This window comes from Salinisphaera orenii subsp. orenii MK-B5 (genome assembly GCF_003788635.1).
GTDB classification, from domain to species: Bacteria; Pseudomonadota; Gammaproteobacteria; order Nevskiales; family Salinisphaeraceae; genus Salinisphaera; species Salinisphaera orenii.
This window is the reverse complement of sequence record NZ_AYKH01000013.1, coordinates 1-23,873: the sequence shown is the minus strand read 5'-3', so window position 1 is coordinate 23,873 and position 23,873 is coordinate 1. Positions and strand designations below refer to the sequence as shown.

At 67.9% G+C, this 23,873-nt stretch carries 17 protein-coding genes; 6 read left to right on the top strand and 11 right to left on the bottom strand.

Features of this window, described 5'->3' with window-relative positions; translation table 11 throughout:
- Positions 1 to 7 precede the first annotated feature (7 nt).
- Entirely contained in the window at positions 8 to 1,918 is a 1,911-nt protein-coding gene (parE, locus tag SAOR_RS08485) for a DNA topoisomerase IV subunit B (protein ID WP_123631042.1), read from the bottom strand.
- A gap of 132 nt (positions 1,919 to 2,050) precedes the next feature.
- Here parE and SAOR_RS08480 point away from each other — a divergent pair, with 132 nt between their 5' ends.
- A complete protein-coding gene (locus SAOR_RS08480) occupies positions 2,051 to 2,338 on the top strand; it encodes an exodeoxyribonuclease VII small subunit (RefSeq protein WP_123631041.1) in 288 nt (95 codons plus the stop codon).
- 154 nt (positions 2,339 to 2,492) lie between these two features.
- Here SAOR_RS08480 and SAOR_RS08475 read toward each other — a convergent pair whose 3' ends face one another.
- Complete coding sequence (locus SAOR_RS08475; RefSeq protein ID WP_185015603.1) at positions 2,493 to 3,404, bottom strand: DNA/RNA non-specific endonuclease; 912 nt, start codon at positions 3,402 to 3,404, stop codon at positions 2,493 to 2,495.
- Between the two features lie 71 nt (positions 3,405 to 3,475).
- Here SAOR_RS08475 and SAOR_RS08470 point away from each other — a divergent pair, with 71 nt between their 5' ends.
- Positions 3,476 to 4,147, top strand: a complete 672-nt coding sequence (locus tag SAOR_RS08470; protein ID WP_123631039.1) for a Bax inhibitor-1/YccA family protein — start codon at positions 3,476 to 3,478, stop codon at positions 4,145 to 4,147.
- A gap of 77 nt (positions 4,148 to 4,224) precedes the next feature.
- On the opposite strand, the gene cysG is transcribed toward SAOR_RS08470, so the two are convergent.
- Both cysG and SAOR_RS08460 read right to left on the bottom strand, forming a co-directional pair.
- Positions 4,225 to 5,643, bottom strand: coding sequence for a siroheme synthase CysG (cysG, locus tag SAOR_RS08465; protein WP_245965428.1), 1,419 nt, complete (start codon positions 5,641 to 5,643; stop codon positions 4,225 to 4,227).
- 27 nt (positions 5,644 to 5,670) lie between these two features.
- A complete protein-coding gene (locus tag SAOR_RS08460; RefSeq protein ID WP_123631083.1) occupies positions 5,671 to 6,486 on the bottom strand; it encodes a sulfite exporter TauE/SafE family protein in 816 nt (271 codons plus the stop codon).
- 127 nt (positions 6,487 to 6,613) lie between these two features.
- Between SAOR_RS08460 and cysB the strand changes: the two genes are divergently transcribed.
- Positions 6,614 to 7,594 carry an HTH-type transcriptional regulator CysB gene (cysB, locus tag SAOR_RS08455; protein WP_123631038.1) on the top strand — a complete coding sequence of 327 codons (981 nt, stop codon included), beginning with the start codon at positions 6,614 to 6,616 and terminating at the stop codon, positions 7,592 to 7,594.
- Here the strand turns inward: cysB and serS are convergent.
- The 5 genes from serS to SAOR_RS08430 form a co-directional block, all read right to left on the bottom strand.
- The gene (gene serS / locus SAOR_RS08450) at positions 7,588 to 8,886 is read right to left on the bottom strand and encodes a serine--tRNA ligase (RefSeq protein WP_123631037.1); all 1,299 of its coding nucleotides are present in this window, start codon (positions 8,884 to 8,886) and stop codon (positions 7,588 to 7,590) included. The genes cysB and serS overlap by 7 nt on opposite strands.
- A 173-nt stretch (positions 8,887 to 9,059) precedes the next feature.
- On the bottom strand, positions 9,060 to 9,761 hold the full coding sequence (locus tag SAOR_RS08445; protein WP_123631036.1) for an ABC transporter ATP-binding protein: 702 nt from the start codon (positions 9,759 to 9,761) through the stop codon (positions 9,060 to 9,062).
- Positions 9,748 to 11,634: a branched-chain amino acid ABC transporter ATP-binding protein/permease gene (locus SAOR_RS08440; protein WP_123631035.1), complete on the bottom strand. Its 1,887-nt coding sequence runs from the start codon at positions 11,632 to 11,634 to the stop codon at positions 9,748 to 9,750. The genes SAOR_RS08445 and SAOR_RS08440 overlap by 14 nt, the downstream gene beginning before the upstream one ends.
- A gap of 5 nt (positions 11,635 to 11,639) precedes the next feature.
- A complete protein-coding gene (locus tag SAOR_RS08435; RefSeq protein WP_123631034.1) occupies positions 11,640 to 12,515 on the bottom strand; it encodes a branched-chain amino acid ABC transporter permease in 876 nt (291 codons plus the stop codon).
- Between the two features lie 190 nt (positions 12,516 to 12,705).
- Positions 12,706 to 14,061 carry a substrate-binding protein gene (locus tag SAOR_RS08430; RefSeq protein WP_123631082.1) on the bottom strand — a complete coding sequence of 452 codons (1,356 nt, stop codon included), beginning with the start codon at positions 14,059 to 14,061 and terminating at the stop codon, positions 12,706 to 12,708.
- A gap of 1,321 nt (positions 14,062 to 15,382) precedes the next feature.
- Between SAOR_RS08430 and SAOR_RS08425 the strand changes: the two genes are divergently transcribed.
- Complete coding sequence (locus SAOR_RS08425; protein WP_123631033.1) at positions 15,383 to 18,832, top strand: PAS domain-containing hybrid sensor histidine kinase/response regulator; 3,450 nt, start codon at positions 15,383 to 15,385, stop codon at positions 18,830 to 18,832.
- Between the two features lie 797 nt (positions 18,833 to 19,629).
- On the opposite strand, the gene SAOR_RS08420 is transcribed toward SAOR_RS08425, so the two are convergent.
- On the bottom strand, positions 19,630 to 20,319 hold the full coding sequence (locus SAOR_RS08420) for a response regulator (protein ID WP_342782577.1): 690 nt from the start codon (positions 20,317 to 20,319) through the stop codon (positions 19,630 to 19,632).
- Positions 20,320 to 20,798: 479 nt separating this feature from the next.
- Between SAOR_RS08420 and SAOR_RS08415 the strand changes: the two genes are divergently transcribed.
- Positions 20,799 to 22,145, top strand: a complete 1,347-nt coding sequence (locus tag SAOR_RS08415) for a DcaP family trimeric outer membrane transporter (RefSeq protein WP_123631032.1) — start codon at positions 20,799 to 20,801, stop codon at positions 22,143 to 22,145.
- A 139-nt stretch (positions 22,146 to 22,284) separates the two neighbouring features.
- Positions 22,285 to 22,959: a haloacid dehalogenase type II gene (locus tag SAOR_RS08410; RefSeq protein ID WP_123631031.1), complete on the top strand. Its 675-nt coding sequence runs from the start codon at positions 22,285 to 22,287 to the stop codon at positions 22,957 to 22,959.
- A gap of 172 nt (positions 22,960 to 23,131) precedes the next feature.
- Here SAOR_RS08410 and SAOR_RS08405 read toward each other — a convergent pair.
- On the bottom strand, positions 23,132 to 23,873 hold a 742-nt coding region (locus SAOR_RS08405), incomplete at its 5' end, for an AAA family ATPase (protein ID WP_484336707.1).

Sequence of the window (23,873 nt, the reverse complement as noted above, 5' to 3'; positions counted from 1 at the left end):
GATCCGGTTACTGGACTTCGGCTTCGTGGCCGCGGGCCTCGAGCCAGTCGCGGCGGTCGGCGGCGCGTTTTTTCGCCAGCAGCATGTCGAGCAGTTCGTCGACGCTGGCGCTCGCCTCGTCGGAGGGCTCGATGCCGAGCTGGACCAGGCGCCGGGTGTCCGGCGCCATGGTGGTCTCGCGCAGCTGCAGCGCGCTCATCTCGCCGAGGCCCTTGAAGCGGGTGACGCCGATCTTGCGCTGTTTTTTCTCGTTCTCCAGCCGCTTGACGATGGCGTCGCGCTCGTCGCGGTCCAGCGCGTAGAAGACCTCCTTGCCGGCATCGATGCGAAACAGCGGCGGCATCGCCACGAACACGTGCCCGTTGGCCACCAGCGCGCGGAAATGCTTGACGAACAGCGCACACAGGAGCGTCGCGATATGCAGGCCGTCCGAATCGGCATCGGCGAGGATGCAGATCTTGTGATAGCGCAGCCGTTCGAGATTGTTGCTGCCGGGGTCCATGCCCAGCGCCACGGAGATGTCGTGAATCTCGTTGGAGGCCATGATGTCGGCGGCATCGACCTCCCAGGCGTTGAGGATCTTGCCTCGGAGCGGCATCACCGCCTGGAAGTTGCGATCGCGGGCCTGCTTGGCCGAACCGCCGGCCGAATCGCCCTCCACCAGGAACAGCTCCGAGCGCGACGGATCGTCGGTCACGCAGTCGGTGAGCTTGCCGGGCAGCGCCGGCCCGGCGGTCACGCGCTTGCGCTTGACCTTCTTGGCGGATCGGGCGCGGGCCTGGGCGTTGCCGATGATCTGTTGTGCCAGCGCCTCGCCGGTCTCGGCGTGCCGGTTGAGCCACAGCGAGAAGGCGTCCTTGACTGCCCCGGAGACGAAGCCGCTGATATCGCGCGAGGACAGCCGCTCCTTGGTCTGGCCGGAGAACTGCGGCTCGTTCATCTTCACCGAGAGCACGAAGGCGCAGCCCGACCAGACGTCCTCCGGCGCGATCTTGACGCCGCGCGGCAGCAGATTGCGGAATTCACAGAACTCGCGCACGGCCTCGGTCAGGCCGGAGCGCAGGCCGTTGACGTGGGTGCCCCCGGCCGCGGTCGGAATCAGGTTGACGTAGCTCTCGGCGACGCCGTCCACGCCCGGCTGATCCGGAGCCAGCCAGGTCAGCGACCAGTCCACGGTCTGCGTGTCCTCGCTCTCGCCGCCGGTGAACGCCGGCGCGATCAGCGTCTCGACCCCGTCCAGCGCATCGGCCATGTAGTCGGCCAGGCCGTCGGCGTACTGCCAGACGATGTCCTCCTCGCCGGCCTCGTCGACGAAGCGCACCTTGAGGTTCGGGCACAGCACGGCCTTGGCCCGCAGCAGATGCTTGAGCCGGCCGGTGGCAAACCGCGGGCTGTCGAAATAGCTTTCGTCCGGGGTGAACCGCAGCATCGTCCCGGTCCGGGTCTTCGCGCACTGGCCGATTTCGGTCAGATCGGCGACCTTCTCGCCGCCGGCGAAGCGCATCTCGTAATGACGGCCGTCGCGCCAGACCTGCACCACCAGCGCCGTCGACAGCGCGTTGACCACCGACACGCCGACGCCGTGCAGGCCGCCGGAGAACTGGTACTGCTTGCTGGAGAACTTGCCACCGGCGTGCAGCCGCGTGAGAATCAGCTCCACACCCGAGACGCCGTGCTGGCCGTGGGTATCCACCGGCATGCCGCGGCCGTCGTCGACCACGGACAGCGCGCCGTCGGCATGCAGCGTCACGGTGATGGTCCTGGCATGCCCCGACAGCGCCTCATCCACGCTGTTGTCGATGACCTCCTGGGCCAGATGGTTCGGCCGGGCGGTGTCCGTGAACATGCCGGGACGCTTGCGCACCGGGTCGAGGCCGGACAGCACTTCTATATCGGCGGCATCGTAGCGACTGGCCATCGACTCCTCGGGAGAACGGGCGGGAACGGTTGCGCGGCACGGTAAGCCAGACCGGCAGGGCTGGCAAGACACGCCTGACGCGGTCTCGCCGCGCGGTTACACTTCGCAGGCCCAATCGATACCGGTTCCGCCATGGCCCGAAAAGACGACACGCCCACCCCGCCCGCGACCGAGGACGACGCGCCGCGACTGGCCGAATTCGAATCCTCGGTGGCCGAGCTCGAGGCGCTGGTCGAGGCGCTGGAAAGCGGCGAGGTCTCGCTGGAGACCGCCCTCGCCCAGTTCGAGCGTGGCGTGGTGCTCGCCCGCCAGTGCCAGTCGCTGCTCAAGAATGCGGAACTGCGCGTCGATCAGCTTCTGGCCGAGGGCGACGAGGAACGCGTGGCGGATTTCGATGCGCCCGACACGGACAGAGACTGAAACGGCGCCGCACACCGACGACGCGGGCTGCATGCGCGGTCCGTCGCTCGCGACTGCCGGGCGGAACGTCGCGCATCGCCCGGCCTTTAGCGCAACCGCGACCGGTGGGTGGCCGGGAATCGGCCGCCGAGCGTCGCCGCCGGCACCGGCCTGATCAATCCCGCGTCGGCACGCTGCAGCGATCGTAGCGCAGGCGCACACCGTCGCGGCCCTGCCAGCGTTCGCCGTAGCGCGCGGGCTGGCAGGCGTGGGCGGCGAAGCCGAAGGTCTCGGCCGCGGCGGGCCGCGCCTCGAGCGCGCGTTCGCGGTCTGCGGCCAGATCGGGCATGAAATCCAGCCCCGTCTCGGCCTCGATCGTATCCACCGAGACGAGGAACGAATCCAGCCGCTCGTCGCCGCGCACGCTCTGCGGCACGCGAAAGGCCAGCACCCGCCAGGCGCCGTCGTCGTCGCGGGCGAGCCAGATGCGATAAAAACCGGCGGGCGCGGCGTTGTCCGACGCGGCGGGGATGGGGCCGACCAGCACCCACAGGGTGACCGTGGCCGGTGCGATCTCGTCGGTCTCGATCTCCTCGAGCCGCTGCCAGACGAGCTGATTGAGCCGCGGCCGCTGCGGCACGACGTTGCTGTAATAGAAGCTCGCACGCTGGGCGTCGTTGCCGTATAGCTGGCCGATGGCGTAGTTCGGCGCGAGATGGCCACGATCGTAGCGACCGGCCCCGTAGCGACGGGTCTCCGGCGCCGTGTCCAGCCGCGGGTCGGCGATGAAATCCGGCCGCGATCGGTGCGTGTAGCGCCCCACCGGGGTCACCCGATAGGCCACCCAGGCGGCCCGGCCGCGCCTCGTGTCGTAGCCGACGGTGAAACCCGGGTTGACCAATCTGCGCAGTGGCCGGGCCGACGCCTCCGGGGCACCGACGGCCGCCGGCCAGTCGCCGCCCCCGGCATCGGCGCCGCCGCCGCAGGCGACCATGCCGAAAGCCATGGGGAACATGGCCCCCAGGGCCGCGGTCCAAGCGAGCGAGGCACGGCGCAGGCGCCGCTGCGCGAGGCGTTTTAACTGCATCATCCAACCAAAGATTTCAAGCCACGACTGCCGTGCTAGCCTTGGAATCAGTCATCTACACGAGAACTTCCATGACCGCGGAACGTACTGTACAGACCTCTAAAGCGCAGACCGCGCTGGCCACCAACAGCGTCCTGCGCAATACCTACATGCTGCTGTCGATGACGCTGCTGTTCTCGGCAGCGGTCGCCGGCACGGCCATGGCGCTGAACGCGCCGCACCCGGGCATCATCATCACGCTGGTCGGCTATTTCGGCCTGCTGTTCGCGGTCGAGAAGACCAAGGATAGCGCGATGGGCCTGGTCAGCGTGTTCGCCCTGACCGGCTTCATGGGCTACACGATCGGCCCGATCATCAACATGTATCTGACGCAGTTCTCGAACGGCGGGGAGATCGTGATGATGGCCCTGGGCGGCACCGGTGCGATCTTCCTCGGCATGTCCGGCTATGCGCTGGCTTCCGGCCGCCGCTTCAACCAGTGGGCCGGCATGCTCTTCGTGGGCATCATGGTGGCCTTCGTCATGGGCCTGATCGCGGTGATCTTCTCGATCCCGGCGCTGTCGATGGCGGTCTCGGCGCTGTTCGTGCTGCTCATGGCCGGCCTGATCGTCTACCAGACCGGCGAGATCGTCCACGGCGGCGAAACCAACTACATCACCGCGACAGTCACGCTGTTCGTCACCATCTACAACCTATTCCTCAGCCTCCTGCAGCTGCTCGGCGTGTTCGCCGGCGAGGAATAAGGCGCAACCGTCGACCGCGGCGGTCGACGACGTCCGAGACCGGCCCGGCATCGTGCGCGATGCCGGGCCTTTTCACGTCATGCCCCGGGTTCGCCGTCGGGATGAAACCAGCCCAGCGTCGCGTTCAGACGCACGACCTCGCCGACGATCAGCAGCGTGGGTCCGGTGATGGTCTCGGCCGCAGCCCGCGCCGGCAGGTCGTCGAGCGTGCCCGCGATCAGGCGCTGATGCGCGGTGGTGCCGTCGATAACCAGAGCCGCGGGCCAGTCGGCGGCCAGTCCGTGGGTCATCAGCGCCTCGCAGATGACCGGCAGACTCTTCAGGCCCATGAAGAACACCACCGTCTGGCCGGCGCGCGCCAGTTCGGGCCAGGACAGATCGAGCGCGCCCGCCTTGAGGTGGCCGGTGACGAATACCACCGACTGGGCGTAATCGCGGTGGGTCAGCGGGATGCCCGCATAGGCCGCGCAGCCGTTGGCGGCGGTCACGCCGGGCACGATCTGGAACGGCACCCCGGCTGCGGCCAGCTCGGCGATCTCCTCGCCGCCGCGGCCGAAGACGAACGGGTCGCCGCCCTTGAGGCGGAGCACCCGGTGCCCGTCGCGCGCCAGCCGCACCATGAGTTCGTTGATCCGCTCCTGGGCCAATGTGTGTCGGGCCGCGCGCTTGCCCACGTGAATCCGCTCCGCCTCGCGGTTGACCAGATCGAGCAGCGCCGGCTGGATGAGGCTGTCGTGCAGGACCACGTCGGCCCGCTGCATCAGACGCAGGGCACGAAAGGTCAGCAGATCCGGATCGCCCGGGCCGGCGCCCACGAGATAGACCTCGCCGGTCGCGGGCGTCGCCTCGCCGGCCGCGGCCGCGTCGATGGCGCGCGCCAGCTCGACACGCGCCTGGTCCGTTCTGCCGGCCAGCACGGTCTCGGCGATGGGGCCGTCGAGCACACGCGTCCAGAACGGGCCACGCCGGGCTCTTGGGAGCCGCGTCCGCACGGCTTCGCGAAACTCGCCGGCGAGAGCGGCCAGATCACCATAGGCGCGCGGCAGCCAGCTCTCCAGTCGCGCACCGAGAATGCGCGTCAGCGTCGGCGCGCGGCCATCGCTGGAGATCGCCACCTGCAGCGTGTCGCGGGTCACGGTCGCGGGCACCAGAAAATCCGATTCACCGGCCGCGTCCGCCCGCTGCACCCACACCCCGGCCGCCCGCGCGGCATCGGCGAGCGCGGCGTTGACGTCCGGATCGTCGGTGGTCGCAAACAGCAGCCGGTAGCCGGCCACGTCGTCGGCACGGGCTTCGCGGGCCTGCCAGTCGAGACGCCGCGCCTCGGCCAGCGCCCGGATCGCCGGGGTCGCCTCCGGCGCGATCACGGTGACCCGGGCGCCGGCACCGAGCAGGCGCTCGATGCGGCGGGCGGCGATACGCCCCGCCCCGGCCACCAGCACCGGGTGGCCGAACAGGCGGAGGAATATCGGCAGACTCAGCGGATCATCGGACAAGATGCGGCGCGACTCGGGCGAACGGGTTCAGCCGGCGGCCGTGAGCGTACGCACGCTGTCGAAGAGCATGCTAACGGCGACCACCAGCAGCAGGACCGATATGATCGGCCGCAGCAGCCCGTCGGGCAAGCGCGAGCCCAGCCGCGTCCCGAGATAGATACCCGGTAACGAGCCCAACAGCAGGAACGCCAGGACCGGCAGATCGGTCGTGCCCAGACTCAGGTGCCCGATACCGGCGACCAGCGTCAACGGCACGGCATGGGCGATGTCCGTGCCCACCACCCGGATCGCGGCCAGGCGCGGATACAGCAACAGCAGCAGCGTGGTGCCGAGCACGCCGGCGCCGACCGAGGACAGCGTGACCAGCACGCCGAGCACCACGCCACCGACGACCGTGACCGGCTCGCGCCAGCGGTGCATCGACGCCGGCAGACCGGACTCCTCGAGCGCGCCGTCGCGGGTGAGATACCGGAGGATATGCCGCCGCAGGAGGGTGAGCACGGCCGTGGTGATGATCGCGAGGCAGAGCGTGACCGTCATCAGCTCCTCCACCCACGGCTCGAGACCGACCAGATGCAGCCACAGAATCGTGAGCACCGCCGCCGGCAGACTGCCGCTGGCCATCAGGCCGACCACGCGCCAGTCGACCGTCTGCTGACGGCCGTGCAGCCAGGTGCCAAAGCCCTTGGTGCCGGCGGCATAAAGCAGATCCGTGCCGACCGCCGCCGACGGCGAGAAGCCGAACAGCAGGATCAGCAGCGGCGTCATCAGCGAACCGCCGCCGACGCCGGTCACACCAACCGCCAGACCGACGAACAGGCCGGCCGCGCTGAACGCGAGCATCACAGTCCAGAAACGATGGAAAACAGGCGCGCAGACTAGCAGCGGCCGATCAAAGCAGATAGAAATATCTTTTTATAGTTTAATAATATGTTGGAATATAAAATCCATGCCGGAGGGAAGGCCCGCCATGAAGCTACGCCAGCTCGTCTACATCAGCGAGGTCGCCAAGCGCCAGCTCAACATCACCGCCGCGGCCCAGGCCCTGCATACCTCCCAGCCCGGGGTGAGCAAGCAGATCCGACTGCTCGAGGAGGAGCTCGGCGTGCTCATCTTCGAGCGCAACGGCAAGCATCTGGACCGCGTCACCCCCGCCGGCGCGCGCATTCTCGAGACCGCGCGACGGGTGCTCTCCGAAGTGGAGAACATCACCCGCACGGCTGACGAATTCGCGGATACCGATCGCGGCTCCCTGTGCGTGGCCACCACCCACACCCAGGCCCGCTACGCCCTGCCCGGCGTCATCCAGCGCTTCCGGCAGGCTTATCCGCGGGTCTCGCTGCACATCAACCAGGGTGCTCCGCCGCAGATCGCGGCCTGGGCCGCGGCGGGCGACGCGGACTTCGCCATCGCCACCGAGGCGCTGGAACACTTCGACGAGCTGGTCATGCTGCCCTGCTATCACTGGAACCGCTGTGTGCTGGTCCCGCGCGATCACGAGCTGGCCGGCGTCGAGCGCATCGAACTCGAGGCGCTGGCCGAGCAGCCGATCGTGACCTACACCTTCGGCTTCACCGGCCGCTCGCATCTGGATGCGGCCTTCGACGCAAAGGGACTGACGCCCAACGTGGTGCTCACCGCCGTGGACGCGGACGTCATCAAGACCTATGTCCGCCTCGGGCTGGGCGTGGGCGTGATCGCCAACATGGCCTACGATCCGGCCACCGACACCGACCTCGTGCGCCTGGACGCCAGCCATCTGTTCGCCTCCAGCACGACCCACATCGGCTTCCGGCACAACCTGTTCCTGCGCGGCTACATGCGGCGTTTCATCGGCATGTTCGCCCCGCATCTGACCGGCGAACGCCTGGACCGGGTGCTGGAGACGTTTCCGGGCGCCGAGTACGAGGCGCTGATCCGAGAGATCCGGGATTCGCTGCCGCGCTACTGAGCGGCCGCCGCCTGCCCGGCCGGTGCCAGGCGCGTGGTGCCGCCCATGAACGGCTGCAGGGCCGCCGGGATCGCCACGCTGCCGTCGGCCTGCTGGTGGTTCTCCAGCACCGCGACCAGCGCACGGCCGATCGCCAGGCCGGAGCCGTTGAGCGTATGCAGCAGCCGCGGCTTGCCGGTTTCCGGATCGCGATAGCGCGCGCCCATGCGCCGGGCCTGGAAATCGCCGAAATTGCTGCAGGACGAGATCTCGCGATAGGTCCCCTGGCTGGGCAGCCAGACCTCCAGATCGTAGGTTCGCCCGGCGGCGAAGCCCATGTCGCCGGCCGCCAGCGCCACCACGCGATACGGCAGTTCCAGCGCCTGCAGGATGGACTCGGCGCTGGCGGTGATCGCCTCGAGGGCGGCTTCGGAATCGTCCGGGTGCACCATCCGCACCAGCTCGACCTTCTCGAACTGATGCTGACGGATCATGCCGCGCACGTCGCGGCCGGCCGCACCGGCCTCGGCCCGGAAGCACGGCGAATGCGTGACGAACCGCAGCGGCAGCGCCTCCGCCTCCACGATGCTGTCCGCCACCAGATTGGTCACCGGCACCTCGGCGGTCGGGATCAGATAGTAGTCGGCCGGCTCGGCCAGGCGGAACAGATCGTCGCCGAACTTCGGCAGCTGGCCGGTACCGAACAGCGAGTCGGCGTTGACGATGTAGGGCACGTTGAGCTCGGTGTAGCCGGCAGCCGTATGCGTCTCCAGCATGAAGGCGATCAGCGCCCGGTGCAGACGCGCCACGCCGCCCTTCATCACGGTGAAGCGCGCGCCGGTGATCTTCGCGGCGGCGGCGGCATCCATGCCGGCCAGCGCCTCGCCGATCTCCACGTGATCGCGCACCTCGAAGTCGAACCCGGCCGGCTCGCCGACGCGGCGCAGCTCGACGTTGTCGTCCTCGGACAGGCCGTCGGGCACTCCGTCGTGCGGCAGGTTCGGCAGCCCACTACGGATCTCGTCCTGTTCGGCCTGGACCGCGTCGAGCTCGCGCTTGGCCGCCTCGAGCTGATCGCCCAGGCCGCTGACCTCGGCCTTGAGCGGCTCGATATCCTCGCCCGCGGCCTTGGCCTGGCCGATCGCCTTGGAGCGGCGATTGCGTTCGGCCTGGAGTTCCTCGGTGCGCGTCTGCAGCGCCTTGCGGCGCGCGTCGAGCGCGGCGTAGGCGTCGGCGTCGAACTCGAAACCACGCCGCGCCAGCGCCGTGGCCACGGCGTGCGGGTCATTGCGAAGCAGGCGGGGATCGAGCATAACGTCGAGAACTTGGGATTTGCGCGGCATTATATGGGCCGCATCGGTCGCCTGCAGCCGGCGGCGCCGTCAGCGTGCCGCACACGGGCGCACTTCGCACCGGCGCACGCCACGACAGTACCCGGAGACAGCGCGACGGATCGCGCCCGACCGACCGACGGCCGATTCGACCATCACACGCCGAGGTAGCGGTCCATGACCTCGGGCGAATCGCGAAGCGCCTCGGCACTGCCCTCGTAGACCATGTGCCCGTTCTCGATGAGATAACAGCGATCGGCCAGCCGGAGTGCTGCCGCCACGTTCTGTTCGACCACCAGGAACGTCTGCCCCTCGCGGGCCAGCTGCTGGCACGAGGCCATCAGATCCCGGACGATGATCGGGGCGAGGCCCTCGAACGGCTCGTCGAGCAGGATCAGCTTGGCGTTGCGGATGAGCGCCCGTCCGATCGCCAGCATCTGCTGCTCGCCGCCGGACAGATCCTTGCCGCGGCTGCGTCGACGTTCCTGCAACCGCGGGAAGAACTCGTAGACGCGCTCGAAACTCCAGGCGTCGCGCCCGGCACTCAGGGCCGCCAGCTTCAGATTCTCGTGAACCGAGAGAGTGCCGATGATGCGCCGCTCCTCGGGCACGAGCTGCATGCCACGCCGGGCGATCTCGAACGGCGGCCTGCCGGCCACGTCCTGACCATCGAAGCGCACCTGCCCGCGCGTCGGCGTGACCACGCCCATCAGCGACTTGAGCGTCGTGCTCTTGCCGGCGCCGTTGCGGCCGAGCAGTGCTACCACCTCGTTGGCCTCAACTCGCATGTCGACATCGAACAGGATATGGGAATCCCCGTAGTGGCTGTTGATGCCCTGGACCTCAAGCAGACTCATCTTCGCTCATGCCTCCGAGATACGCGTTCTGAACCCGATCGTCGTTCTGGATCTGCTCGGGTGTGCCTTCCGCCAGCAGTTCGCCCTCGTTGAGTACGCTGATGTACTCCGCGAGTTCGAATACGGCGTCCATATCGTGCTCGACGACCACCATCGTGCGTCCGCGCCGGACCCGTTTGAGCAGCGCCACCGTGTCGGCGCGTTCGGCCGGGCTCATCCCCGCGAGCGGCTCATCGAGCAGCAGCACGGTCGGTGAGGTGGCCAGCGCGAGGCCGATCTCCAGCCGCCGTTTCTCGCCGTAGGCGAGCACGCTCGTCGGCGCGTCGGCCCGGGCACTCAACCCAACCAGGTCCAGCGTCCTGTCCACCTGTTCGTCCAGCCGCTCGACTCCGCCCAGGCTGCGGAGCATGTCGAGTGCGAACGGTCCGCGGTTCCGGCCGAGAATCGGAATCAGCATGTTCTGGCGCACTGTCAGGCTGTCGAACAGCTGATTGATCTGATAGCTCTTGCTGAGACCGTGCTGACAGATGCCGGTCGGCCCCACCCCGGATACGTTCTGGCCGTGCAGGAAGACGTCGCCGGCCGTGGGCGTGATCTCGCCGGCGAGCATCTTGAACAACGTGCTCTTGCCGGCACCGTTGGGCCCGATCAGTCCGCGCAGCTCGCCAACGCCGATCGACAGGCTGACATCGGTGACCGCGTGCACGCCGCCGTAATGCTTGGTCAGACCCCGCGCTTCGAGTGCCGGCGTGCCGTCGGCGGGCTCGATCTGCGGGACGCGCCCCCGCTCCAGTGTGACCGGGCCGGACGACTCACGCTCGGGCGCGGGCGCGGTTTCCGGGACCTGTCGCTCGACCGCATGGCCGTCCGCGGCCGCCTCGGTCGTGGCCGCGCGGCGATGACGAACCCAGTGGATCAATTCACCACACAGACCGCGGCGGAAGAACGTCACGAGCAGGATGAAGATGATGCCCAGTATGAGCTTCCAGGCCGCGCCGATATCGGGGATGTACTGCAGTACCGTACGCAGCCAGAGCCACACGGTCGCGCCGACCAGCGGCCCGAACAGCGTGCCGGCACCGCCGATCACCGTCTGCATCACCAGCTGCCCCGAGGTCTGCAGCGCAAAGGCACCGGGGGGCATGTAGTTCTGCAGCACACCGAGAAGGCCGCCCGCGAGACCACCATAGGCGGCCGCGATCGTGAACACGGCGAGCTTGTAGCGCTGCACTGCGTGGCCCAGCGCCATCGCGCGGCCGGTGTTCTCTCGGATCGACACCAGGATCATTCCGAACGGCGAGCGACTGATCCGACGCGCGAGCACGAAGCCGATCCAGAACAGGGCGGCGATGAAGCCGTAGAGCGGCCAGCCGCTGCTGAACTCGTACTCGAGAAAACCGAGATGAATCGACGGCACCGGCACCCCGGCGATACCGTTCTCTCCGCCCGTCCATTCCGACAGCGGCGAATTCTCAAGAAAGAACGACATCTCGCCAAACGCCAGGGTCAGCATCGCGAAATACAGCCCGGTGCGCCGAAGCGCGAACAGGCCGATGATCACGCCGTAGACCATGGCCGCCAGCGTGCCGACGATGAGACAGAGAATGACGTTGTCGATGACCCCGGTGGTCGAGAGATAGGCGGTCACGAAACCGCCGGTGCCGTAGAAAGCCGCCTGACCGAAGGAGAGCAGGCCGGTGAAACCGAACAGCAGATCGAAACCGAGGCCGAACAGCCCCCAGATCAGGATTCGGGCAGCGATGTCGGCATTGAAGCCGAGGTGCGGCAGTATCCACGGGGCAACAATGAGCGCGGCCGCAGTGACGAGTTCCGGCAGCCACGGCCAGCGCAGCGCAGCGGTATCCCTGGTCATTCCCGTCATTCCCGACCCTCCACGCCGAACAGACCCTGCGGTCGCAGTACGAGCACCACCGCCATGGCCAGATAGAGCATCACGTGCGAATAGGCCGGATTGAACATGGTCGTCAGCGTGAGGATCTCACCTGCGATCAGGCCGCCGATCACGGCCCCCGGAAAAGAGCCGAGCCCGCCGATGACCACGACCACGAACGACTGCACCAGCAGTTGTTCGCCCATTTCGGGGTTGACCGCGATGATCGGCGCATAGACCGCACCGGCAAACCCGACCGCGAGCGACCCCAGGGCAAACACCGCCAGGAACGTGCGCTTCACGTTGATGCCCAGCAGCCCGACCATGCGCTGGTCCTCGATGCCGGCCCGCACGATCAGTCCCAGCCGGGTGCGGTAGAGCACGAGATAGAGCGCGAGCAGCGCCACCGCGATGATGCCGAGCGCGAGCACGCGGTACTTCGGATAGATCAGAAAACCCATGTTGACGATGCCCGAACCCCAGTCGGGTACCGGCATGCTGTGGGAGATGCCGCCGAAGATGACGCGGATGACCTCGACGAGCACGACACCAATACCGAAGGTCACCAGGATCTGATCCTCTGGCGGCCGGCTGTAGTAGAACTGGATGATGCCGCGCTCAATGATCATGCCGAGCACCACGAGCACGGCACAGGCCGCTAGCGCGGCAAGCACGTAAGACTGGGTGGCGACCATCGTCCACCAGGCCACATAGGCCGCCACCATGAACATCGCGCCGTGGGCGAAGTTCAGCACGCCGAGCGTGCCCAGAATGATGGTTAGCCCGGCACTGACCAGCGCCAGCAGCGAGCCGAGCGCGAGGCCATTGAACAGTTGCGCGAAGAATAGCGATGGACTGGGCATGAACAAGCTCCCCTGCGGTTCAATGCATCGGCGACGTGTACGGCACCGTCCCAGGCCCGCCAGTGAACCGGCCATGACCATGCCGGCGCACTGTGTGCCCGCGGATACGGGTCAGCGCGACACGTACACCGATGTCAGGCGGCCGGCCGCCGCACCCCGCGCGTCGGCCGACCCGGTGACAGCCCGTCCCTCAGGTATACGGGCCCAGCTCGCAGCCGAAGTGATCACAGGCCGGCATGACCTCCTCGGCCCCCGACATGCCCACGACCTCGAAGAAGTCGTCCTTATTGCGCATGTCCGCCGGCTTCTTGCCCTTGACCACGGGGATCGGGCGTACGAGCTGGTGATCGCAGGCACGCCAGTGGGCCTCGCCGTAGATCGTGTCGCGCGTCACGCTCTCGTCCTCGTAGGCCTTGACGACGGCCGGCGGGTACCAGGTGCCGGCCCGTTCGACCGCATCGGCCCAGAGGGCGGTCTGCATGTAGGCGGCAGCGGCCGACCAGCGCGGCTTGTCCCCGTATTTCTCCTCGAAGGCGTCGACAAAGTCCTTTGCGATCTGATTGTCGTCGGCCATCGTCCACCAGAAGTCCTGCACGCCGTAGACGTCCTGCATGATGTCGGCGCCCACTTCGTCGGCCAGGAACGGCGACATGTAGGGCACCACATAGGCCATCTTGTCGAGGATGCCGAACTGCTTGGCCTGCTTGGTCGAGTTGGCGGCGTCCGCGCCGAAGGCGATGTTGACCATGACGTCGGCATCGCTGTTCGCGATATTCAGCAGGTAGGAGCTGAAATCGGAGGTACCGAGCGGCGCCAGCTGCTTGCCGACGGTCTTCCAACCCAGGGCCTCGGTGAACTCGGTCATGGAGTCGTAAACCGTATGCCCGTAAGTGTAGTCGGGCACGAGATACACGGCCTTGCGATCCTTGCCCAGGGCGTCCGCCAGGATCGGCGCCTGTGCCTTGGCCGAATTATAGGCGAAGGGGCAGCTGCGGAAACCGTAGCGCTGGCAATCCTTGCCGGTCGTATCGTTGGAGCCGCTGATGCAGGCCAGATACGGCGTCTTCTCGCGCTGGGCGAGTTTTTCGCAGGCAATGGCCACCGCACTGCTCACGGAGCCGGTGATCATCATCGCCTTCTTGTCGCGGATCCAGCGTGTGTTGGCCTGAACGGCCGTGTTCGGATCGGTTTCGTTGTCGGCGACCTCGTGGACGACCTTCTTGCCGAGCACACCCTGCTTGGTATTCGGCGAGATCTTCTTGATCCGCGAATCCCCCGCGTTGAGCTGCGCGATGGCCAGTTCATAGCCCCGCTGCTCGTCGGCACCCTCGGTCGAGTACGGTCCGGTCAACGGCACGGAGATACCGACGAACACGGTATCGCCCTGTACTCCGGCCGGATAATTGCCCACGGCGGGATGATCCCCGTCGGCCGCGTACGCGAGGCTGAAGATCGACGGGACCATCAGCCCCCCGACCACACCCGCGCTGCTTTTCATGAACGACCGCCGGCTCAGGGCGGCGTCGGTCTCGTGGCCACTGCTCATTCTCGAATCGTCGTTTTTATTGGACATAACGCTTCTCCTCCTCGTGCATGGCAAATCGGTTCGAACACGCGAACGCATCGAACCAAGGAAAGAGAGAGCAAGTCGTCGAGTGCACTCGATGCCAACGCCGGCGGACGGGCCGGTACGCGGCGCCAGCGACCCGGGCTTCGGACGGCCCGATGTCGCATGCGTTGCCGGCAACAAACCGACCAGTGCATCTCGCATCCCCCCTCTTTCGTGGCCGGATATACGCCTCGAACGTGCGGAGGCGCTTCTGACCGTCAATACACCCTGCAACACACCGGGGAGCCGAAGTATTGGAAAAAGGTATATTAGATGTAGGTAGTAGCCATCGACCGTGCGGTGCGGGCCGCCGGCGCTGTCTCCGCCTGTGCATTTCGGCGAATCAAGGTTGCTGGCGGCCGTCAGGCCTGTTCCTCGGTGGTGCCGGACAACACTTGTGCGCCAAGCGTCGTTGGCCTATTGCCCTGGCCCCACCGCGGCCGGCCGGCGCACCGCTGCTCGCGGTCATCCGGAACGCACGCCACGCCCGCGCGCACGATCTCAACCCGGCGCGCACCGGCCGGGACTACCGTGGGCGCCCGCCACCGCCGCGAGCCCTGATGGCGCCTCGGCGTGCGGCACGACAACGTGTGACGATGGTTGGCCGATCCCGCCCGGAATTGAGCCGACGACCTGAACAATGACCAAGGGCAGCGACTAAGTTGGTAATCGGTCGAGCGGGATCGATGAACCCTGGGCACCGGCCATCTTCAACCCGTGCACGTGATAGGGCGTCGGTTCCAAGCAACCGCCGGGCTGCCGGGGTGCAGCGGGTCCCGCAACGACCCGAACCCGCTTGGCGCGGCGGACGGCTCGGCCCGCCGGAGCCCTGGGCGGTGGGGCAGGCCAACGCATCCGCGACGACCCACGCGGTCGAAACTGTCGCGCGCCTACCTGTCCTTCACTCACCGACAGCCCAACACCCCCAAGGCGGCAATCACCTCCGCGTCGGACGGCTTGATGTCCGACGAAGGACAGCTGCAACCAAAGCACAACCGATCATTGCGTCGCAGCCGGGAATCGCCGATAACGTCGCCACTCGCGCATTCGCGCGGCATCATGGGGGCGGACCGGCCGTCATCGCGACGGGCATCCATTCACACGCGAGGCGGCCGATTGGCCGCGGGGGAGAATCGCCATCGTCAGCGCCTGGGTCCTGATCGCGCTTTCGCTGATCTACATCAGCATCCTGTTCGCCATCGCCTATGCCGCGGATCGACGCGGGCGGCTGCAGAAGCGGCCGGGCCCGCGGCCGGTCGTGTATGCGCTGTCACTGGCCGTCTACTGCACCTCGTGGACGTTCTTCGGCAACGTCGGCAGCGCGGCGACCGAGGGCTGGACGTATCTGCCCATCTATCTGGGGCCGATGGCCGCCCTGCTCGTGTTCTCGCCGATCCTGCGCAAGATGCTGCTGATCTCGCGCCAGCAGAACACGACCTCGATCGCCGATTTCATCGCCGCGCGCTACGGCAAGTCGCAGGGTCTGGCCGCGCTCATCTCGGCCATCGCCCTGCTGGTCGTGCTGCCCTACATCGCGCTGCAGCTCAAGGCGCTGACGATGTCGTTCAACACGCTCACCCAGGGCGCGCGCGTGTCCACCGTGGTCGAGGCCCCGGATGCGCCCTGGGTGGACACCGGGCTGTACGTGGCGATCCTCATGGCCGCGTTCTCGATCGTGTTCGGCACCCGCCACGTCAATCCGCGGGAGTCCCATCAGGGGCTGATCCACGCCATCGCCTTCGAATCCATCGTCAAGCTGGTGGCGTTTCTCGCCGTGGGGCTGTTCGTGGTCTACGGCATGTTCAACGGCCTGGACGATCTGTTCCGCCAGGCCGGGGCCGTCCCCGCTTTCAGCAACCTGTTCGAACAGCCGCTGATCGACGCGCGCTTCGTGACCACCTCGATCCTCGCGGTCGCCGCGATATTCTGTCTGCCGCGCCAGTTCCACGTCGGGGTGGTCGAGAATACCGACACCCGCGACCTGGTCACCGCGCGCTGGCTGTTCCCGCTGTATCTGTTCCTGATGTCGCTGTTCGTGGTGCCGCTGGCCGCCGCCGGACTGGTGCTGTTCTCGCCGGGCGAGGTCAATCCGGATCGGTTCGTGCTCGCGCTGCCACTGGAAGCGGGCGCCGAGAGCATCGCGCTGCTCGGCTACGTGGGCGGCGTCTCGGCCGGCACCAGCATGGTCATCATGGCCACGGTGACCCTGGCGACCATGCTCTGCAACGAGGTCGTGGTGCCGCTGGCGATGCGCATCCCGCGGCTGGGCTTCATCGGCAACCCGGACCTGAGCCGCTCGCTGCTGCGCATACGGCGCATCCTGATCGCCGTGATCCTGGTGCTGGCCTGGTGCTGCTACCGGCTTTTCGGCACCACCGAGGCGCTGGCCTCCATCGGCCTGCTCTCGTTCGCCGGGGTGGTACTGTTCCTGCCGCCGCTGATCGGCGGACTGTATCTGCGCCGGATCGGCCGCAAGGGCGTGTTCGCCGGGCTTGTGGCCGGGCTCGCGGTCTGGCTCTACACGCTCGTGCTGCCCAACCTCGCCTCGGTCGGCTGGTTCGACAGCGCCTGGATGGCGACCGGGCCGCTGGGGATCAGCTGGCTGACGCCGCAGGCGCTGTTCGGCTACGACTTCGGCGACACTCTCACCCACGGCGTGTTCTGGATCCTGGCGGCCGACATCGCGGTCATGGCCGCGGTGTCGCTCAACACGCCGACCACCCTCATCGAGCGCGCCCAGGCGATCGCCTTCGTCGATCTGGGTATCCCGCGCGCCAACCCCCGGCCGGTCGACGACCGCCAGCCGGCGATCCGCGTGGCGGAGCTGGAAGTGCTGCTCCAGCGCTTTCTCGGCCCGCAGGCGGCGCGCGCCGCGCTGGACGAATACGCAGGTCGCCACGATCGCGATCTGTTGTCCAACCAGCTCGTGGACGCGAGCCTGCTGCAGTTCGCCGAGCGGCGCCTGGCCGGTGTCGTGGGCAGCGCCTCGGCACGGCTGATGCTGGCCTCCGGACTGCGCCAGCGCGATCTGGCCATCGACGACATGGTACGGCTGCTGGATCGCACGGCCGACGCCGTCCAGTTCAACCGCAGCGTGCTCCAGGCCGCGCTCGAGAACATCGATCAGGGCATTTCGGTGATCGACCAGGATCTGCGGCTGGTCGCCTGGAACAGCCGCTATCTGGAGCTGTTCGAGTATCCGCCGGGGCTCGTGCGCACCGGGCGCCCGGTGGCCGACCTGATCCGCTTCAACGCCATGCGGGGCGAATGCGGCCCCGGCCCGGTCGAGGAACATGTGCGCAAGCGCCTGGCTCACATGCGCGAAGGCCGGCCGCACCGCTTCGAGCGCCATCGGCACAACGGCACCGTCCTGCAGATGACCGGCAATCCGATGCCGGGCGGCGGCTTCGTGACCACCTTCAACGACATCACGGCGTTCAAGAAGACCGAGGCCGCGCTCACCCGGGCCAACGAGGAACTCGAAGCGCGCGTGGCCGAGCGCACGGCCGCACTGTCACGCGCCAACGAGGGACTGCGCCGGGAGAACGATCAGCGCGCCGCCGCCCAGCGCGCGGCCGTGGACGCCCGCCGCGAGGCCGAGCGCGCCAACCAGAGCAAGACGCGCTTTCTGGCGGCTGCCAGCCATGACCTGCTCCAGCCGTTGAACGCCGCACGGCTGTTCGCGGCCTCTGCCGTCGAGGACGGCGGCACCGACCGCGCCCAGGCACTCACGCATATCCAGGCCTCGCTCGAATCGGCCCAGGCCCTGCTCGAGCCCCTGCTCGATATCTCCAAGTTCGACGCCGGCGCCTGGGAGACGAACGAGACCGACTTCCCGCTCGCACGCATTCTGGAGCCGCTGACCTTGGAGTTCGACGCGCTGGCCCGTCAGGCCGGCCTCGCGCTGCGCAGCGTGCCGTCGGGCTGCTGGGTCCACAGCGACCCCACCCTGCTGCGGCGCATCCTGCAGAACTTTCTGTCCAACGCCGTGCGCTACACCCCCGAGGGCCGCGTGCTGATCGGCGTGCGCCGTGAAGCCGAAACCGTGCGGATCGAGGTCTGGGACACAGGGCCGGGCATCGCCAACGACCAGCTGGCCTCGATCTTCGACGAGTTCCAGCGCGGCGCCTCGAGCACGGCCTCGGGCGAGCGTGGCCTGGGGCTCGGCCTGTCGCTGGCCGACCGCATGGCGCGCCTGCTCGGCCATACGATCGATGTACGCTCATCGGTCGGCCGCGGCACGCGGTTCTGTATCCACGTCGCCCGCGCGACGCCGCGCGACAACGCCGGGGCGCCGACACCGTTCGAGGCGCCGGCGCCCGACGCCGCACTCGGCGCGCGCCAGGTCCTGTGCGTGGACGACGACCAGGCGTCGCTGGACGCCATGACGGGGCTGCTCGAACGCTGGCGCATCGAATGCATCACCGCGCCCGCCGAGGACGCGGCCGCCGTGCTCGGCGACGAGCCCATGGACGCCGCGATACTCGACTACGATCTCGGCCCGGAGGCCCCGAACGGGCTGGAACTGGCCGAACGGCTGCGCGCGATCCGCGACGTGCCCTGTCTGCTGGTCACCGCCAACCGCGACCGCGCGATCGCGGCCCGGGCGCGCGAGCTCGGCGTGACCGTACTTTACAAACCGCTGGCGCCGGCCAAGCTGCGGGCTGCACTCAGCCAGGCGACGCGCGGCGGCGCGGACGAGCCGTGACGCCGCCTCGCGGTACCGCGACAGCTCGCCCGGCGCCGCACGCCGCGTGGAACATGGTCGACCGGCCGCACCGGTGCGGCCGATGCGAGCGATTCGCCCCATCGACCGAATCCGCCTACCGATACCGGGCCACCCCGTGACGCGCCACCGTTGCATCCACGCAAATTCGCGCATCGCCGCGCGGAAACCGAGCCCTTCGTCTACCACCCGCCGCACCATCGCTTTTGGAGCGCTCGGCTGAGCCTCGGCACTTGGGTGGGCGTCCACGTGGGCCGTCTGTACGGACCGCGGCTTTGGCTTGTCCGCCATTCTTTCGCGACGACCCCACCCGGACGATCGGGCTCCAGGGCACGGCTGGCGCTGTGATTCAGCGTGACCGCTCGTGCAGACAGACCGAGCCGCACCGGATCGGCGCCGACACGTCGGCATGGGCTGCACACCGGCACCGAGACCGCGCCGGGAGGAACGACAGCCGCTGTAGTCTCGCGGCCGGATGCGGCCCGGCATCACGGGTGGCGGCGGTGCGCGAAAAATGGAACCAACCCGGCCGTGGCACGGCCTCGCCATGACCGCGGCTTCTACCGCGAAGCCAAGGCGCCCCGCGATCGCAGAAAGCGCGAGTCATGGCTATCGAGCGCAAAGCCGTCGCCGTGACAAGGAAAACCTGCGGGCGTCGCCGACGGCTGACCTGGCACGCGCAGCGGCGGTTTCAAGGCCTGCACCACACCGCAACACGCTTCCTTCCGAGTCGGCGCGTAATCGCAATATCCGCCGAAACCGGCGGTGAGAAGCCGGCGTCAGTCGCCGGCAGCGCCCTGCGAACCGCGGCCGTAGCTGGCCCAGTCGATCTCGAGACTGCGCGCGGCGATGACCGCCTGGGTGCGCGTATGCACGCCGAGCTTGCGCAGAATCGCGGTGATGTGGGCCTTGACCGTGGCCTCGGAGATATCGAGGTCGATCGCGATCTGCTTGTTGAGCAGCCCATCGGTGAGCATGATCAGTACCCGCTGCTGCTGCGGCGTCAGCAGTGCCAGCTTGTCGGTGAAGGCGTCGTCGCTGTTCTCGGGCGCGTCCGGCATGTCCGGCGCCCAGCTGCGGCCGTCGAGCACCGTGGCGATGGCTTCGGTCATCGTCTCCGGCGAGGCCGACTTGGGAATGAAGCCCGCCGCGCCGTGGTCCAGCGACGCCCGCGCCACGCTCGCCTCCTCGTAGGCGGAGACCACGATCACCGGCAGCGCCGGCGCCACGCTGCGGGCGTGCACCAGGGCCGAATACCCCCGAGCCCCCGGCATGTTCAGGTCCAGCAGCAGCAGATCCGCGGTGGCATGCGCCTCGAGGGCGGCGCGAAGCTCGTCGAACGAGCCGACGGTCTGCAGGTCGGGCGCGTCCAGACACTGGTTCACGGCGTTGCTGAGCGCGGTCCGGAACAACGGATGATCGTCGGCGATCAGGACCGTCATGCGCTGCGCCTGTGTTTCGGCTGCCATAGGCTCTGCCCCACTTCGCGAGCTGGAATCATATACGACGAACCGATATCAGACCTATTGCCAATAGTCGCTGTCGGAACGCCCGCACAGGATGCCCACCACAAGGCGAAAAGGCCAGCGCCCGAGCGCGTTCGGCAAACCTCATCTTTTCGTCCGGCACAGGGGCATGGGACAGGGTCGAAACGTTGTTTTTTCCGAAATCCGGATTACCGCAGCGCGCGGGCAACAGCCGACGGGAAAGCCATGCAGCTGCGCCCAAAGCGCTGGCAATCGGCCCGGCCTGCCGAAATATCTCATTGCAATCGCCAACAAAAGACGACGGCCGCCGCGATGACGTCGAGACTAGACAGTCAACGGTATACAGTTTAGATTCGGAACTCTGTTCCGCAACGAAAAGGGTCGCCGGGCGCCGCTTCGGCCTCTCGTCACGGCCCGGGGACAGACCGCGATTGTGCGCAACACAGCAAAGGGGAGATTCAATGAATACGTCACTCAAGGGCGCCTCGGCGCTGACGCTGGGCCTGGTCATCGCGACCGGCGCCGGCATCGGCTCGGCGAACGCCGCCACCAACGCAGAACTCGAACAGCGCATTCAGCGTCTGGAACAGATGCTGCAGGAAACGCGGGCGCAGCAGCAGGCGGACACCAACGTACGCAGCGCCGAACCGGACATGGACAAGTCGTCCAAGGTCGATCAGCCGGACGAAGGCTTCCGCCTGTCGGACAACACCACGCTCAAGGTCGGCGGCTACGTCAAGTTCGACACGGTCTACAGCACCTCCAGCGACGGCCCGGTCGGCGAGAAGGGGCGGAATTTCTATATCCCGTCGACGATTCCGGTCGGCAGCGGTGACAGCTACAGCTACACCGACTTCAACGCCCGCCAGACGCGCATCAACCTGACCAGCCTCACGGACCTCGGCGACCACAAGATCAAGGGCTTCGTCGAGTTCGACTTCTACGGCACCGACGGCAGCGACGGGCTGAGCAACGACTTCGCGCCGCGCCTGCGTCACGCGTTCGTGGAGGTCGACGACACGTGGCTGTTCGGTCAGACCTGGTCCAACTTCATGGATCTCGGCGCCTTCCCGGAGACGCTGGACTTCTTCGCCTCCAACGAAGGCATCGTCTACGCGCGCCAGCCGCAGGTCCGCTACACCAACCACGACTGGACACCGGGCGAGCTGTCGTTCTCGCTGGAGAACCCCTACAACTCGCTCGGCGCCGGTGAAGACGTCGCGCTCGACGGGGCCGAGGACGAAAGCGGCCTGCCCGAGGCCACGGTCAACTACACCCAGTCGACCGGCTTCGGCCACTTGAGCCTGGGCGGCCTGGTGCACCAGATCTCGGCCGACAACCTCGAGAACACCAACCCCGTCATCGAAGACGACAGCGCCGTCGGCTACGGCGTGCGCCTGTCCGGCACCATCAACCTCGGCGGCAGCGGCGACAAGATCGGCTTCTCGGGCACCTATGGCGACGGCCTCGGCCGCTACCTCGGCCTGGGCGTGATCGACGAGGGTTACGTCGACAGCAGCGGCGACATCGAGACCATCCCCTATGTGGGCGGCTACGCCTTCCTGCGCCATTACTGGAGCCCGAAGTGGCGCTCCAACCTGGTCGCCGGCATCCTCGACGTGGACAACGACGAGGCCCAGGGCCCGGACGTGACCAAAAAGGTCAACAGCGTCCACGCCAACCTGCTCTGGAATCCGCTGGAGCCGATCACGCTGGGCATCGAGTACGCCTACGCCGAGCGTGAGGTCGAAAGCGGCGCCGACGGCGCGATCAACCGCGTGCAGGCCTCGGCCAAGTACGCGTTCTGATCGACGCGGCATAGCCGGCATCGCCGGCACGACGACGGCCCGCCTCGTGCGGGCCGTTTTCGTTGGGGCGACGGAAGGCTGGCCGCGGCACTCGCCGAGGCGATACGCTGCGCGTATACGCCCCGCTGGACTGCTGGCCATGCCGACCCGTCATCTCGTATTCGACGTCAACGAAACCCTGCTCGACCTCGCGCCCCTCGACACGCTGTTCGCCCGCCATCTCGGCGACGCGGGCCTGCGCCGCACCTGGTTCGCCAGCCTGCTGCACTGGTCGACGGTGACCACCCTCACCGGCGACTTCATGGACTTCTCCGCGCTCGCCGGCGACTGCCTGGACGCCGTGGCCCGGGCCCGGCGCATCGACCTCGACGCCGACGCGCGCGAGGCGATCTTCACCGCCATCGGCCGGCTGCCGCCCCATCCCGACGTGGTGCCCGCACTGGAACGGCTGCGTGCCGCCGGCTTCACCCTCATGGCGCTGACCAATTCGGCCCAGCACACGGTCGATGCCCAGTTCGAACACGCCGGGCTGAGCGAACACTTCGACCACGTGCGCTCGGTGGCCCACGCGCGCTGCTACAAGCCGCACCCGGACGCCTACGGCGTGGCCACCGAGACGCTGGCCTGCGCGCCGGCATCGCTGTGTCTGGTGGCCGCCCACGACTGGGACGTCACCGGCGCCCTGCGAGCGGGGTTCGACGGCGCCTTCGTGGCCCGCGAGGGCGCGGTCTACAACAACGCCGGAACGCCGCCGACCCTTGTCGGCGACGATCTGACCGTCGTCACCGACCGGCTGATCGCCGCCTACGGCTGAGACCGGGGAACGATTACTCTGCGTGCCGCCTCGAGGCCCGGATACGCACCGCTCCGAGGCCGAACGCCCGCCGAGCTACGTCACGACGCGCCGACCCGCTCCGGCGTTTCCGATCCCTCGGGGCCGGCTGCCGGTCTGATCACAAGCGGCCGCGATCCGGCGCCGCCGGCGTTCAGCCGTCGCGCGAGGCCTCGGGATGGCTGCGGGTAGCGCGCCGCTCGCCCTGGGCGTCACGCTCGCGCAGCCGGGTGAGCTTGTCGCCGATCTTGATCTCCAGCCCGCGCGGGACCGGCTCGTAGTAGCGGGTCCCGACCAGCGCCTCGGGCAGATAGGTCTCGCCCGCGGCATACCCGTCGCCCTCGTTGTGGGCGTAGCGATAGCCCTCGGCGTAGCCGAGATCCTTCATGAGCTTCGTCGGCGCGTTGCGGATGTGCATCGGCACCTCCAGCGAGCCGTGCTCGCGGGCGTCGCGCCAGGCGGCGTTGAAGCCGGCATAGACCGCGTTGGACTTGGGCGCGCAGGCCATGTACGTCGCCGCCTGGGCGATCGCCAGCTCGCCTTCCGGCGTGCCCAGGCGCTCGTAGGTGTCCCAGGCGTCGAGCGCGATCCGCAGCGCGCGCGGGTCGGCGTTGCCGATGTCCTCGCTGGCCATGCGGGTGATGCGCCGCGCGACGTAGCGCGGGTCGCAGCCGGCCTCGAGCATGCGCGACAGCCAGTAGAGCGTGGCGTCCGGATCGGTGCCGCGCACGCTCTTGTGCAGGGCCGACATCTGGTCGTAGAAATAGTCTCCGCCCTTGTCGAAGCGTCGCAGGCCCTCGCGCAGGACCTCGTCGAGATCGTCACCGGTGATCGCCGCACCGGCGGCCTCCTCGCGCCCGGCTGCGATGTCCGCGGCGAGCTCGAGCAGATTCAGC